The sequence below is a fragment of the Pseudoalteromonas sp. ND6B genome (genome assembly GCF_000764215.1).
Classification (GTDB): domain Bacteria; phylum Pseudomonadota; class Gammaproteobacteria; order Enterobacterales; family Alteromonadaceae; genus Pseudoalteromonas; species Pseudoalteromonas tetraodonis.
The window spans coordinates 1-13,988 of record NZ_JQFL01000055.1 but is presented as its reverse complement, the minus strand read 5'-3'; the positions used below and the strand labels follow the sequence as shown (position 1 = coordinate 13,988).

13 protein-coding genes and 1 rRNA gene are annotated in these 13,988 nt (G+C 44.4%); 7 read left to right on the top strand and 7 right to left on the bottom strand.

The features are described from left to right. The first annotated feature begins 27 nt into the window (after positions 1-27). The 3 genes from ND6B_RS06885 (at position 28) to ND6B_RS06895 (ending at position 4,223) form a co-directional block, all read left to right on the top strand. Positions 28-2,649, top strand: a complete 2,622-nt coding sequence (locus ND6B_RS06885; RefSeq protein ID WP_033103754.1) for a restriction endonuclease-like protein — start codon at positions 28-30, stop codon at positions 2,647-2,649. 77 nt (positions 2,650-2,726) lie between these two features. Beyond that, positions 2,727-3,011: a type II toxin-antitoxin system HigB family toxin gene (locus ND6B_RS06890; protein WP_001197622.1), complete on the top strand. Its 285-nt coding sequence runs from the start codon at positions 2,727-2,729 to the stop codon at positions 3,009-3,011. A gap of 9 nt (positions 3,012-3,020) precedes the next feature. After that, positions 3,021-4,223, top strand: coding sequence for an ImmA/IrrE family metallo-endopeptidase (locus ND6B_RS06895; protein WP_000018277.1), 1,203 nt, complete (start codon positions 3,021-3,023; stop codon positions 4,221-4,223). Here ND6B_RS06895 and ND6B_RS06900 read toward each other — a convergent pair. The 7 genes from ND6B_RS06900 to ND6B_RS06930 form a co-directional block, all read right to left on the bottom strand. Further along, positions 4,220-4,867 (bottom strand): hypothetical protein, encoded by a 648-nt coding sequence (locus ND6B_RS06900; protein WP_001928681.1) that lies wholly within the window; start codon positions 4,865-4,867, stop codon positions 4,220-4,222. The genes ND6B_RS06895 and ND6B_RS06900 overlap by 4 nt on opposite strands. A gap of 469 nt (positions 4,868-5,336) precedes the next feature. Continuing rightward, positions 5,337-7,745: a TOTE conflict system archaeo-eukaryotic primase domain-containing protein gene (locus ND6B_RS06905; RefSeq protein ID WP_000996070.1), complete on the bottom strand. Its 2,409-nt coding sequence runs from the start codon at positions 7,743-7,745 to the stop codon at positions 5,337-5,339. Positions 7,746-7,770: 25 nt separating this feature from the next. Next, on the bottom strand, positions 7,771-8,142 hold the full coding sequence (locus ND6B_RS06910; RefSeq protein WP_000354815.1) for a helix-turn-helix domain-containing protein: 372 nt from the start codon (positions 8,140-8,142) through the stop codon (positions 7,771-7,773). Between the two features lie 31 nt (positions 8,143-8,173). After that, the gene (locus ND6B_RS06915) at positions 8,174-8,476 is read right to left on the bottom strand and encodes a type II toxin-antitoxin system HigB family toxin (RefSeq protein ID WP_001219936.1); all 303 of its coding nucleotides are present in this window, start codon (positions 8,474-8,476) and stop codon (positions 8,174-8,176) included. 194 nt (positions 8,477-8,670) lie between these two features. Further along, positions 8,671-8,997 carry a hypothetical protein gene (locus ND6B_RS06920; protein WP_235420490.1) on the bottom strand — a complete coding sequence of 109 codons (327 nt, stop codon included), beginning with the start codon at positions 8,995-8,997 and terminating at the stop codon, positions 8,671-8,673. A 13-nt stretch (positions 8,998-9,010) separates the two neighbouring features. Further along, positions 9,011-10,267 carry a tyrosine-type recombinase/integrase gene (locus ND6B_RS06925; RefSeq protein ID WP_001096646.1) on the bottom strand — a complete coding sequence of 419 codons (1,257 nt, stop codon included), beginning with the start codon at positions 10,265-10,267 and terminating at the stop codon, positions 9,011-9,013. Between the two features lie 351 nt (positions 10,268-10,618). Beyond that, complete coding sequence (locus tag ND6B_RS06930; RefSeq protein WP_013466042.1) at positions 10,619-11,479, bottom strand: YicC/YloC family endoribonuclease; 861 nt, start codon at positions 11,477-11,479, stop codon at positions 10,619-10,621. Between the two features lie 179 nt (positions 11,480-11,658). Here ND6B_RS06930 and rph point away from each other — a divergent pair, with 179 nt between their 5' ends. The 4 genes from rph to ND6B_RS0119335 all read left to right on the top strand — a co-directional run. Next, entirely contained in the window at positions 11,659-12,372 is a 714-nt protein-coding gene (gene rph / locus ND6B_RS06935; RefSeq protein WP_033103753.1) for a ribonuclease PH, read from the top strand. Positions 12,373-12,386: 14 nt separating this feature from the next. Then, complete coding sequence (gene pyrE, locus ND6B_RS06940; RefSeq protein ID WP_033103752.1) at positions 12,387-13,031, top strand: orotate phosphoribosyltransferase; 645 nt, start codon at positions 12,387-12,389, stop codon at positions 13,029-13,031. Between the two features lie 103 nt (positions 13,032-13,134). Continuing rightward, a complete protein-coding gene (locus ND6B_RS20190; RefSeq protein WP_442960096.1) occupies positions 13,135-13,260 on the top strand; it encodes a diacylglycerol kinase in 126 nt (41 codons plus the stop codon). A 576-nt stretch (positions 13,261-13,836) separates the two neighbouring features. Continuing rightward, positions 13,837-13,988 (top strand): 16S ribosomal RNA (locus tag ND6B_RS0119335); the annotation flags it as partial.

The window sequence follows — 13,988 nt, the reverse complement described above, 5'->3', positions numbered from 1 at the left end:
CAGCGAAGGCGTAAGGAGTGGTAGGGAATGCCAGAGTTAATACGATTACAAACCCCCGACTTTGAGTTTTCGGTATGGGCGAATGATATTAGCCAGCGGTTGAGCGTGTACCAGAATACAATGGCGCACAGGGCGAGCGCTAATCATGCACAACCTAGTTACGAATTGCGTTTTGCGCCTGCGGCGCAGCTGAGCAATGCGATTGAACCGCAAGGGCTAGTTGAAGATGGTTTAGCCAAAAGTGCGTTAGATGAAGGTGACTTGGCCGAAAATGACCTAGTTGCCAATGGCTTAGCGAAACACGCTGAGCTTACATTAAATTCCCCGCTGTTTTTTGAGAATACTCAGTACCAGTTTGAGTGGGTCTTTTTTAGTGAAGTAACGAATGCGCGGCTAACTCACCGAAGCCAAAACGTGAATGAGGCGTTTCGTTTTGCTCCCGAAGTAAAAACCGCAAGGGGCGTAGTGCCCGCACGTTTAACCGGCACCATTAATACTGGCAATGATGTGGGCTGGTTACGCTTGCCACTTACCTTTGAGCACAATGGCAAAACACAGACTCAGCACATAGCCTTTGAAGTGCTGCCAACCAAAATGGCACTTCACCAAGACTTACCCGCCATGTACCAAGCTATTGACAAAGTTTACCCTCTTTGGCGCTTTAGTTTGGTCGAAAAAACCGAACAAGATGCAGCGACCAGCCAGCAACGCGGGCATTTTCCATTGATGTGGTTGGCTAATTTTGCCGCGTTACGGGCGCGTTTTGAGCAAGGCTTAAAAGTGATTTGTGCCGCACCACATAGCCGTTTGCAACCGACGGTTGCCAATATCAAAGCGGCCAAATTAAAAGGCCGCCTGCCACATAAGTTAGCCGAGAAAGTTAAGCAAGACTTTGCGAATGGCCAGTACGATAAACGCTATGCAGTCGAAAAAAAGCAACTGAGCGTTGATACCCCAGAAAACCGTTTTATCAAAATGGCGGTGAGTAAAAGTAAGCGGCAATTAGCGGAGTTTGAACAAAAGCTTAGGCAGAGTAACCAAGCACCAGAACGGCAACGGTTGTCAGATTCATTTTTAAATGAGCTGCATAGTTGGCAACAACCGCTGCAAAAAGTGTTAGGTCAGAGTTTTTTAAAAGAGGTTGGTGCATACACAGGGTTAAGCCGTGAGTCGTTAGTGCTACAGCAAAAAACCGGTTACAGCGCGGTGTATCGCATTTGGCAGGAGCTGAAATTTTATTTAGATGTGTTTGGCAATCAGTCGAGCATTTCAATGAAATCAGTGGCCGAGATTTATGAAGTGTGGTGCTTTTTGTGTTTGAAGCAGATTTTAGAGCAGGATCTCGGCTTTGAGCTGGTGGAAAATAGTGCGACTAAGCTCGCCCAAAATGACTTTTTTGAGTACCAACTAAAAGATGGGTTTGCCGGTGCCTTTCGCTTTAAGCGTAGCGATGGTGTGACTGCTAGGCTGGCACACGAGCCTAAATTTACCAAAAAGGGTCAATCAATCCGCTCGTACTTGGTTAACCAAGAGCCGGATATTGTATTGGAAGTGACACTGCCTAAAAGCGCCGATTTAACAAAAGCAGACTCATCAGAAGAAAAGCAGTTTATTTGGCTGTTTGATGCCAAGTACCGCATTAAAACCGATAAAAACCGCTTTGATGATAACAGCGAAGATATTGAAAGCACCGATTACGTACCAGACGATGCTATCAACCAAATGCACCGTTATCGGGATGCTTTGATTCGTTTATCAGAACCTCACGATTCTAAATCGCCATCAAGTGGAAACGTTGGCCAATCTCCTAAAAAAAGCCGCCCAGTTTTTGGTGCGTTTTCTTTATACCCAGGTTTTTTTGATCAAGCCACAACCCCCAACCCCTACGCAGCCGCGATAGAAGAAGTGGGTATTGGCGCATTTGCCCTCTTACCTAGTCAAAATGAGCCTTGCCAAAATGGGCCTAGCCAAAACGAACTTAGTCAAACGGAATCAACCCAGACTAAGAGCCGTTATTCCGGCCACCAGTGGTTGCTAGAGTTCTTGCAAGCCCAAATTGGCACAGCTCCGAACGCACAAACAGGGCAAAACAATGAAGCCATGTATCCTGTGGCTGGCATGGCGGAAAGGCTCTACGTACAAGATGCTGCACGCATACCTTATTACGGCATGCGCCAAGTGCTGTACCCTGATTTGACGATGACAGTGGCATTGGGTGGACAACGCGGCCGTGATAATGGCTACTTTGAACAGTTTGAGCAAGGCACAGCGCTGTGGTATCACCTGCCGCAAAGCACGTTTTTGCAGAAATTTAAGCAGCATATTGCCGAGGAAATTCGCTATTTAGCGTTGGCGTCTACCTCAGACACTCAAAGTTCAACCAAGCAAATTGACAAACTTTGGCCGGTTAAACGAGTCACAGTGTTACCACGCTACGCCATTACCGAAGATCAAGCGGGTAAGAAGTCAGGTTCTGCTGATTTGTATTATTTATTTGAGTTAGGCAAACCACTGTCACTGCAAACGCCAGTGACCAACGTGCCACATCGCCCAATGAAAAACTCGATGAAACTCACCACCTTAACTCGCCTAGAGAGTGTCACTAAGTTTACCGAGGTTGAAAAAGTGTACGAAGCGGCAATGGTGTGATTGTGAAATATAGAAAAGAAAACTTCCCTTTTTGGTAACTTTAATTATAATTCCCACCAAGGGAACCTTGAGGTGATATGCAAGTCTTAGGTAAAGACAAACTTGTCGATTTTTATAAAAAACACGCTAATGTGAAGTCAGCTTTAGAGGCATGGGTTTCTGAAGCTCAAAGCGCTTGTTGGAAAACTCCTCAGGATATTAAAGACCGTTACCGCAGTGCAGATTTCCTAGACGGAAATAGAGTTATATTTAATATCAAAGGTAACCATTACAGACTAGTTGTAAAAGTCAGGTATCAAAATGGCATTGCTGTTATTGAGTGGGTTGGTACTCATGCTCAGTATGATAAGCAACGCTTTTAGGAGGGGAAGATGAGTCACATTAAATTAATCAAATCAGCACACGATCATGAGTCAGCATTGATGCGATTAATGTCATTAATGGACTTGGATCCGCAGCCAGGTTCAGCCGAATCTGATGAGATGGATGTATTGGCATTATTAATTGAAAAGTACGAAGAAGACCATTTTCCAATTAGTAAGCCCGATCCAATAGAAGCGATAAAATTTAGAATGGAACAACAAGGTTTAAAAAATCGAGACCTTATTCCTTTTATTGGATCAGCTCCAAAAGTTTCCGAGATATTGAATGGAACACGTAGCCTTAGCTTGAACATGATCCGAAAGCTAAGCAGTGGGTTGGGTATATCAGCTGATGTTTTGATTCAATTGCCAGAGCAAAAGCACGCAATTCAAAGAGAAGTTGATTGGCAAGCCTTCCCGATAGCTGAAATGCGAAAGCGTGGCTACTTTGAGAGTTCCAGTGGGTCATTGCAAGAGTTAAAGGAATATGCAGCGGAGACTCTGTCTGATTTTATCGGTTCCGTAAAATCAGGCTTTAATCTTCAACCTGCCTTGTTGAGAGCGTCTTCTCACCTTCGTACCAATGATAAGGAAACAGATCCTTATGCTCTGTGGGCGTGGCAAATTCGAGTATTGCAGAAGGCTGCTGAACAAAAATTACCCTGTCAATATCGCGCTAGTACTGTGAATTTGGAATGGATGCAGAACATTTCCAAGCTATCTTGGCTTGAGTCAGGCCCTTTACTAGCGATTGAGTTTCTAAATAAGTCAGGCATTCATGTAATCATTGAGCCTCATCTACCCAAAACTTATTTGGATGGTGCTGTGTGCATGGGTATTGATGGCAACCCGATTATAGCGCTGACGTTAAGGCACAATCGTCTCGATAGCTTTTGGTTTTCACTAATGCATGAAATGGCACATATTGCATTGCACTTAGATGGTAATGAAAGCTGGTACTTAGATGATTTAGATGCTCAGGGCGCTGATGAGATTGAGAAACAAGCCGATGATATGGCTAGAGAGGCGTTGATACCACAGAGTATTTGGTGCAGAAGCAGTTTATCGAGCGCTGAAGAAGTCAGGGAGCTAGCAAAAGAGCTTCAAATATCACCTTGTATCGTGGCTGGACGAGTTCGTTTTGAGAGTGGCGATCATAAAAAGTTTGGTTCTTTATTCCGTGACAAGATTAGCGATTATTTTCAACGTTAAGCCATAAGCTCTTGAGTAATCCACACATCATTCTCCGGCCCACAAAGATGGTGCAGTAGCGCTAGGTTGATCTGGTGGCTGATCACGTTGCTGTTTCGTTTTCGGTTGTCTTTTCTTAAACCACTCAGTAATAACCCTGTGCACGATTTACCCATTTGCTCCGGCGAACTGGGCAGGCAAAAGGCGCGGTTTTGCTGTTTGGGGTGCAAGGTAGTGCGCTTTCCTGTTTTAGATAAAGGCGTAATGCACCAAAAGATACTGGCGTTGGCGGGTGTGTTTGCTTGCAATGTGTTGGTTTGGCTTGTGTCATTCGCACATGCCGGTAACACAACCAACCCGCCTTGCGCGTGGCCATCAACCTCAGGTAAAGGCAGCCAATACAGGTTTGGCCATTGCTCGGGGCTTTGCCATTTTTCTACGATCACTTGCGCGCCAATGCTGTTCAGCCATTGGTGAATCGGGCAGCCTGGATGCGCTTGTTTAATGCGCGGTAACTGATAGATCAACCAGCGGGTTAAACGTTCGGCGGCATTATCGCACTGGCTTAGTGCTGGATAGAGGGTAAACGCGCCATGCCCAACCAGTAAAGCGACCACCTGCTGTATCCATTCTCTATCCAAATCGTTAGCACTTGCCCATAACACGTCACTTATCACCTTGTTGGTTCGTCATGCCGTCTATTTTCAGTGGTCGGGTGCAGACGCGGTGGTGAATTAGATGAAAGAAATGGCCATCAAACTAACCAGTCAAATCGGCTTTTTATGATGACCTGTGCGCGGCTAACTGTTTGATATACATAGTCCAATACGGTGCTGTTTGGCTGTGTTCGCCAAGTGCAAAAAAATCGAGACGCCAAACGATCGTTTGCATTCTGGATTTAAAAAATCAAACGGTTTGTACTTTGATGCCGAGGTTGGTTTAGGGGGCAAAAAGTGCCAAACCTTGCTTTGAGCCAGTACTGGCAAGGCCTACCAGCGTTGGATTTCAATCGAGACGCCAAACAGTAAATGGGCTAATTTCCCTGTTTGGCGTTTCGATCCAAAAGCCAAACGGATAGTGGTTTTGGCGTAAGGGGGTAAAGGCATGGGGAAGTGTTTAATGAAGTGCTGCTGTTTATTTTTGCTTGGTATTTGATGAAGGGACGTTTTCTAACTTCAGTGAAGGTTGCTTGTCACTGTTACCCTCAAAGTATTCAAGGGCGTACCCCATTGCCTTGTAGCTTTTCTCGCGTTTTTTAAACATGCGTTGCAGCATAGGGAGGGCGCAGTCCACATAGTCGTGAATGGTGACTTGTGTTTTGCCTTCCGATTCACGATGAATACGACCGGCATATTGAGCCAATGTACCTTTCCATGCGATTGGCATAGCCAAAAACAACGTATCCAGTCTTGGTAGGTCAAATCCTTCGCCTACATATTTTCCTGTTGCGACGACAACTTGAGCCGATTGAAGATGATTGTCAGCGTTCTTGCGTTCCGCAGCTTTCATGGCGCCTTTGAGTACGACAGTGCTTATACCCATCTCGGTAAGTCGTGAGTGTATGTACTCTGCGTGCTCTCTACGCTCTGTAAGGACTAACGGATGTCCGCCATTTTGAACACACTGAGAGGCGTCTAAGACGATTTTTGACGTGCGCTGTTGGTTATCGACGAGCCAGCGGTAGGCATCGCTTATTTTTGGGCGCTCATCTGTTTTTATTAGCGCAGCTGGCGGTATATCGTAGAGCTGATGAATCATCACGGTTTGAGTAAATTGCTCATCAGGGCTTTGTTTCACTTTATAGCGAATGGGCCCTGCCGCCATAAAAATGATCTTCTGATGGCCATCTTGTCGCTCTGGTGTTGCTGTTAGGCCTAAGACATATTTTGCTCTTACCTCGTTGAGTACCATTTCAAACCTTGGCGCAGACAGATGGTGGCATTCATCAACAATAATGTGGCCGTAGTCTTGGATGAGAGGCGTGATGGAGTTGTCTTTTTTATTAACCAAGCTTTGGTAGGTGGCAATGTCGATAATGCCACTCGGCTTTCTTTTACCCCCGCCTATACTGCCAATGGTTACTTCTGGTAGGAACGTGCGTAATCGCTCTTGCCACTGCTCAAGCAGTTGTCGGCTATGAACCAGTATTAGGGTATTTACTTTGCGTTTTACGATCATGCCGATGGCAGTAACCGTTTTTCCAAATGCGGTCGGCGCATGCAAAATACCGAAGTCGTGTTTAGTTATTGCGGCCACTGCGTCTCGCTGGTTCTTTCGCAAAGTGAACTCGGGGGTAAGTTTTAATAATGGTCTGCCGATTTCACGCTTATCGTCAAACAGTGGTGAAATATTGTGCTCTTGTAGCAAAGCAATCGCGTCATCGAGACAGCCTCGCGGTAGTGCTAGGTAATCGTTTTCAATACGAGCACAGGAAATAAACCTTGGAATGCCATGGGTTGAAAAGCGCAACGCTTGTGTTTTAAAAAACACAGGATTAGAAAAACTAGCTAATCGCTTTAGTCCTGCCAGTAGTGGCCCAGGTAACTCGCTCATCAAAAAGTAGATATGGTTGGCCAAGGTAATGGTCACGGTTTTCGGCAAAGACTCTAATTTTATTGGTGCGGCTTTGGCTGTGATTTCCCAAGGAGGGCGGTTGTCTATTAGACCTTGTTCGGACAGTAATAGGGTATTGGGTGAAATGGTTGTTATGAGTTGATCAATACTCGATTGCGTGAGCGTTTTAAGCTCAGCAAGGTACCGCCATTGATCGTCAATGGCATTCAGGTCATTGTCAACAAAGCAGCTACGGCCTGAAAGGCGAGCCTCCTTTTGAAGTGGTAGCGCAATGAGATTGCCAAACCCGCCTTCAGGAAGGACATCTTGGTTAGGAAATAGCCTGTCATAGGAGTCAAACGATAGATTTGGAAATATTTCCATGGCCTTATCAAGCAAAGCGAAACCCAGTGCCCGAGCTTGGTTAGCTGGGATGTTGGTTTCAAAAAAGATCCATAAGTGCGCCCCGTTGCCAGAACGCGAGATTTCTATCGCGTGTGGAATATCAAGCGCTTGACACGCTTTAGACATTGCTTTGACTTCTTCTTGCCAACAGCCTTTGTCAAAATCGGCTGCCAACAAATAGCACGTATTATCTTTCAGTAAGGGATACAGCCCCACCACTTGATGACCGGCAAGGTGCCTGTAAATAATGCGCTCGTTTAGTTCGCTAAACTTTCGGTGTGAACAGTCTTGGCATTTAATGCGGGGTTTGTTGCAAACCCCATTTACCCATTCATTATCACAGGCTACGGAATAGCCACTGCGGCCCTGTTGATTTTGCCAACGATTGGCAAAGATATCCTCTCGTCCACGAAATCGTTGTCTGAATAGGGCGACCTTTTGTTCTGGCGTGAATGTCTGTACTGAACGCTCGTTTTGAGCGCTACGCAAAGCCTCTCTTAATGCGAGAAGCCGCTGCTTTTCGTTTTCAAGCTCAGCTAGCCTGTTATCAATAGCAGAAATGTTTGGGTAGCGAGCGTCATTCATAACAAACTAATTTTGATTCGCATCGCTATGAAGCGCGAACTTGAGGTGGCTTTATCAGTGACTCTGCTGGAATACCTAGCCCTTCATGAAGTTTCCAAATCATTTTTAGCGTGAGTGATCGCTTATGGTTTAGGATTTCATAAACACGATTGCTTTTACCTATCATGGGTTCAAGATCTTTAACCGTTAAGCCTTTGCGCTCCATCTCAAACTTTATTGCCTCAACAGGGTCTGGCAAATCCATTGGGAAATGCTTTGCTTCGTAGGCTTCAACTAACGTAACCAAAATGTCCAGCTTTTCGCCTTCGACGGTATCAGGCTCCGCCATCATTAGGTTTTCGATATCGTTTAATGCCGCGCGGTAGTCGGCATCTGTTTTAATAGGTCTGATGTCCATTATATTTACCTCTAGTTACTACCTCTTGGCTTTAAATCGTTTGCACATCAATTTGATCGTATTGTGCATGACTGCCGATAAACCGTATGTAAACCACCTTGTAGGCATAATTGATCCAAACGACTAATCGGTATTTATTACCGGCAATGTTAAACACGACACGCCCATCTTTGAGGATGCTGGCATTTCTAAAGTCCTGTTTCACATCCGACGGTGATCCCCAATCAGCGTTTAATGCATGTCTATACCACGCTAAAGTTGGCTCTTTCGCGTCAATGTATTCTGGGCTGTCTTCCCAAAATGTTTTTAAGGTTGATAGTGCGATAATTCTCATAAACAGATGTTAGTCCCATATTGGGACTTTTGCAAGTTTGGCATTTTTGATGCGGTTAGGAGTTCTTACCGCATCCCCGATTGCCCCATTCCTTGGGGCAGTTTAATATCCTCTTATTCACCCTCTAAAGCTTGTGGTATCAAGTGTTGCCCCATTGTCCCAAATGCCCACGGTAAGTGAGTAAATGGGGGCTGCTAGTTTCGCCTGATGGGCTTTTTCGGCATGCGGCTGCGTTTGCCATCGAAAAAGGCTAATACTCTGAACCAATAGAGTGATTCTTCATAACCTAGGCTGTACGTTGGGCGTGCAGGCGGGATGAGCCCCAGTTTGCGTCCTAGGCTGACAATCACGTAGAACGTGAGTTTTAATGTCAGCCAAGGAGCGAGTACCAAGAATACCATCAGGCAATACCGAGTAAGTGCGTAGCCTATACCATAAGGCTGTTCGAGTAGGGCAATGCCAATACACCAGCCAAGGCCTGCCAGCATGGCTATTGGAAAGGTAATGGGAGCGAATCGCATCATAAATGGCATGTTAACGCCCTCCTGCGTGCTGTTGCGAATGTGGCTCAAAGTTCACCAGTGGTTCAACTACATCAGCCACGGTTTGATGGGCAATACGGCGCTCTTCAAAGTAATCGTGGCGGTCGTAGATACCCTCAACGCCTTTTAGCTTATGGTTAAGACAGCGTTCGGCCACGTTGCCTGCAATGCCTAAAGAGGCGGCAAGGCTGCGAAAGGTACGGCGTAAATCGTGTATGGTGAAGTGTTCAAGTTTACCCATTTTATTGGGAGGCTGCTTTTTGCGCCCAGGCTCGCGACCAAAGAGTTTAGATATGGCACGGTTGAGTGTATCTGGCCCCATATGTGGGCGATGGCTTGCTCGTCTGGCTGGGAAAACATAAGGCGAGCCACAAGCGCGGATTTGCAACTCGTTAAACCAAGCAATTGCTTGGCGCGGTAAGGGAATGCTGATCGGCACGCCAGTTTTACTACGTTCCTTGGGTAGGTCCCATACGCCCGTGGTTAAGTCTATTTCACGCCACATGGCTTCGCACAGTTCGCTTTTGCGCACGCCCAGCGCCAAAAACAGGCAGCAAGCGAGGTAGTTATCGCGGCCAAAGCTATTGATATGGGTATGAAACACGCTAAAGGCGTAGTGAATTTCCTCTTTGCTGAGCATTCTGTCTTTACTGGACTCCACGCCACCGGCATCGTCTACGGTAAATGCTGCGGCTGGGTTGTTCAGCGTTAAGTCTAGCTTTATCGCATGCCGAAACAGCTGCTTCATATACATCAAGGTATCGTTGGCAATGGTAGGGCGGTTACTTTCTCGAATGCGCTCTAATACTTCGCGTACATGTGTTGGACGCACAGCTTGGATAGGAAGTTGACCAATCACTGGTGCAATTTCTTTGGTAAAAACACGTTTGGGTATATTTGGGTGCTTTAATCGGCGACTTAAGTCTTTGGCATACCAGTCTTGAAACAGCTGACTGACATTTTGAATCTCAGGGATGGTTTCAATAGCACGGATTGCTAATGGGTCTTCACCTTGCTGAAGTTGTAGCTGCATTTTAGACGATTCAAGTCGAGCCTCTGCTAAGGTCATACTTGGGTATTGGCCGAGCGTGGCTTCTCGTCGTCCGTTTAGGCTGGTATACCTTAGCATCCAATACGGCATGCCAGATTTTCTTACGCAAAAATATAAGCCGTTACCATCACTGTATTTTTTGTTTGCTGTTGCGGCGCGAGCATAAGACTGCACCTGAGTTGCGGTTAGTTTTGCCATCGTTTGTTACTCTATATTCCTAAGAAATCGTTAAAATTTGCTCACCATTGCCCACCACTGTTTGTTTATCGATTGGTTCGATAGTTGAGTGATTGAACAACCTGCAAGCAGCACGATAAGTGGAGATGGCATAAGGCGGTGGTGAGATAGATGCAAAAATCTGCTCACCAGATACCTTGACTTTTTGCTTATTGAGTCAAAAAAACAGGTCTTGCCCACCATTTTGCCCACCACTTAAACAGCAACTGGTAACGGACATCTGCAAACCGATTTGGACGGGAAAAATAAAAAAGCCCTGTATTTACAAGCAAATAACAGGGCTTCTAAGACATTCTTGGACGGGTGAAAAAACTATTCGATGTTTTGGATCTGCTCACGCATTTGCTCAATCAGGACTTTTAGCTCTACAGCTGCGTTGGTGATGTCACTATTGATAGATTTAGATGCTAACGTGTTTGCTTCACGATTAAACTCTTGCATCATAAAATCTAAACGACGACCACAAGCACCACCTTTACTCAGGATTTTGCGTGTTTCTTTAACGTGCGACTTTAAACGATCTAGCTCTTCGGCAACATCTTGCTTTTGTGCAAGATAAATCAGTTCTTGCTCAAGGCGTGACTCATCAATATTTGTTGTTAAATCTTCAAGCTTTTGTACTAACTTTTCACGTTGCCACTTAGTAATTTCTGGCATATGTGCTTCAACAATATCAACTTGCTCTAAAATGGCGGTTAATCGTGTAGTTATCATTTCTTCAAGGTTTGCACCTTCATCGCCACGCGCAGATTTAAAGTCTTCAATTACTTGGTCAAGACCACTAATAAGAGCTGTATTTACACTATCCATATCAATTTCTTGTGCTTCCATAACACCAGGCCAACGTAAAATATCCACAGGGTTAATGTCACCACTGCTTTGTTGCTGAACCCACTTAGCACTATTAATTAACTGCTCCGCCAGCGACTGATTAATTGATAATTCACCAACATGCGCGGGATTTGCGACAAATTTTAAGAAGACTTCTACCTTACCACGCTGTAAGTGCTTACGCAGACGCTCGCGAATAACGGGCTCCATGCCACGAAATTGCTCTGGTGCACGAATAAATGTTTCAAGGTAACGTTGGTTCACTGAACGAACCTCCCACGTGCCAGTGCCCCATTCGCCTTTAATTTCGCGACGCGCATAAGCTGTCATACTGTGGATCATGGATGATTTCCTACATTTTTAAATACAATAGTGTAATGATTATACCGTAACACTGCTTAAGCTCTAAAGAAAATTTAACCTGCTGCATACTTTTTAAACACACTTAAATATAAATCAACATGGCATCTGTATTCACATCCACATATAATGTGGCAAATTCAGAATTAAGGGGATCGTCAATGCGTCCAAGCGAAAGAACACCTAATCAAATTAGACCGGTTACGTTTACGCGTAACTACACGTTACATGCTGAAGGTTCAGTATTAGTAGAGTTTGGTAACACTAAAGTACTTTGTACTGCGACAGTTGAAGCTGGTGTGCCACGCTTTATGAAAGGCCAAGGCAAAGGTTGGGTTAACGCAGAATATGGCATGTTACCGCGTGCAACACACACACGTAATAATCGTGAAGCAACGCGTGGTAAGCAGGGCGGTCGTACTATGGAAATTCAACGTTTAATCGCTCGTTCTTTACGTGCCGCAATCGATTTAAAAGCGTTAGGCGAAAACACGATCACTATCGATTGTGATGTAATTCAAGCCGATGGCGGCACACGTACAGCATCAATTAGTGGTGCATGTGTTGCATTAGTTGATGCACTTACTTACATGCGTGCAAAAGGGATGATTAATTCAAACCCACTTAAACATATGATCGCGGCTATTTCAGTTGGCATATATAAAGGCCAAGCGATTAGCGATTTAGAATACCTTGAAGACTCTGACGCTGAAACCGATATGAATGTAATTTTAACTGAAACAGGTAAAATTATTGAAGTACAAGGGACAGCTGAAGGCGAGCCTTTCTCGTTTGATGAACTTGATGAGTTACTTACACTCGCTAAGCACTCAATTCGTGAAATTATAGATGTACAAAAACAAGCACTAGCATAAATAGGTAATCGGCGATGAAAGAATATCAAAAAGAGTTTATTGAATTTGCCTTAGAAAAGCAGGTATTAAAGTTTGGTGAATTTACCTTAAAATCTGGCCGTACAAGTCCATACTTTTTTAATGCTGGTTTGTTTAATACCGGTCGTGATCTTGCTCGCTTAGGTCGCTTTTATGCTGCAGCGCTTGAAGATGCGGCAATTGAATACGATGTATTATTTGGCCCAGCTTATAAAGGTATTCCAATTGCAACAACTACCGCAGTTGCGTTAGCTGATCATTACAACAAAGATGTGCCTTACTGCTTTAACCGTAAAGAGAAAAAAGCACACGGTGAAGGTGGCAGCTTAGTAGGTTCGGATCTTAAAGGTAAGATCATGTTAGTTGATGATGTGATCACTGCAGGTACTGCAATTCGCGAATCTATGGAAATTATTGCTGACAATGGCGCAGATTTAAGTGGTGTTTTAATCGCACTTGATCGCCAAGAAAAAGGTAAAGCCGAGCTTTCAGCTATACAAGAAGTAGAGCGTGACTTTAATACTCAAGTAACTTCTATTGTTAAATTGGCTGATCTAATCAGTTACCTTGAGAATCAAGGAACCATGGATGAGCATTTAGCGGCAGTAAAAGCATACCGAGATCAATACGGTGTAGCATAAGTAAGAGCCTCGCAAAAGCGGGGCTTTATTTTGTTTAAAATTTAGCAGAACTCGCACGAATAGTTAAAGCGAGTTAATTCTCATAGTCGAGTGATTAAATTCAATTATAGCCATAAAAGCATTAGCAGATCGTATAAGTACAGAGATTGATGTTCCATCGGATCAAGCTAAAGATATAAGATCTGCAGCGGTTACTCTCCTATTGGTGATCATTCTTTCACACATTTAAGAGCTACCTCACAGTTAAACGCTTAAATACCGCGTTTATTGTTAATAAATTGATAGTTATGTTGTGTTTTTAGTATCTATCGTTCAAATATCCAGCGAACAGTCATTTATTTCAAGTTTTCTTCAAAAAAGGGTTGATCTGTTTTCGGATCTCCCTATAATGCGACCCCACTGAGACGGGGAACGCCAACGCATAGCGAGGCACGAGCTACTCAGTGAGTTGAGTAAAACTTAGTTTCGAAAACTTTCAAGTTTAACAAAATTAAGTGTTGACAAAAAAATAGGAAAGCGTAGTATGCGTAGCCCTAGCGAGATAAAGTTAAACGCTTTAATCGCAACGTTCTTTAACAATATAAAGCAATCATCTGTGTGGGCACTCGTACAGATTGAGTTCTAACAGCCAAGCTACTTCGTTCTTTATTGAGCAAGTAACGAGGCAAACAAATTTAGAGTCTCAATTTAAACTGAGTGACCAACAGAATAGTTACTTCGGTAATTATTCAGCACAGTCAATTCAATATCGAAAGATATTAAATAAATTCAGAATTCATTGAGCTGTCGAAAGACATAAAACTTTTAATTGAAGAGTTTGATCATGGCTCAGATTGAACGCTGGCGGCAGGCCTAACACATGCAAGTCGAGCGGTAACAGAGATAGCTTGCTATCTGCTGACGAGCGGCGGACGGGTGAGTAATGCTTGGGAACATGCCTTGAGGTGGGGGACAACA

Excerpts from the sequence above, each read along its gene's own strand:
- ND6B_RS06885 (WP_033103754.1), top strand. The coding sequence starts at position 28 with ATGCCAGAGTTAATACGATTACAAACCCCCGACTTTGAGTTTTCGGTA.
- ND6B_RS06890 (WP_001197622.1), top strand. The coding sequence starts at position 2,727 with ATGCAAGTCTTAGGTAAAGACAAACTTGTCGATTTTTATAAAAAACAC.
- ND6B_RS06920 (WP_235420490.1), bottom strand. The coding sequence starts at position 8,997 with ATGCGATTCGCTCCCATTACCTTTCCAATAGCCATGCTGGCAGGCCTT.
- ND6B_RS06910 (WP_000354815.1), bottom strand. The coding sequence starts at position 8,142 with ATGGACATCAGACCTATTAAAACAGATGCCGACTACCGCGCGGCATTA.
- rph (WP_033103753.1), top strand. The coding sequence starts at position 11,659 with ATGCGTCCAAGCGAAAGAACACCTAATCAAATTAGACCGGTTACGTTT.
- ND6B_RS06925 (WP_001096646.1), bottom strand. The coding sequence starts at position 10,267 with ATGGCAAAACTAACCGCAACTCAGGTGCAGTCTTATGCTCGCGCCGCA.
- ND6B_RS06905 (WP_000996070.1), bottom strand. The coding sequence starts at position 7,745 with ATGAATGACGCTCGCTACCCAAACATTTCTGCTATTGATAACAGGCTA.
- ND6B_RS06895 (WP_000018277.1), top strand. The coding sequence starts at position 3,021 with ATGAGTCACATTAAATTAATCAAATCAGCACACGATCATGAGTCAGCA.
- ND6B_RS06930 (WP_013466042.1), bottom strand. The coding sequence starts at position 11,479 with ATGATCCACAGTATGACAGCTTATGCGCGTCGCGAAATTAAAGGCGAA.
- ND6B_RS06915 (WP_001219936.1), bottom strand. The coding sequence starts at position 8,476 with ATGAGAATTATCGCACTATCAACCTTAAAAACATTTTGGGAAGACAGC.
- pyrE (WP_033103752.1), top strand. The coding sequence starts at position 12,387 with ATGAAAGAATATCAAAAAGAGTTTATTGAATTTGCCTTAGAAAAGCAG.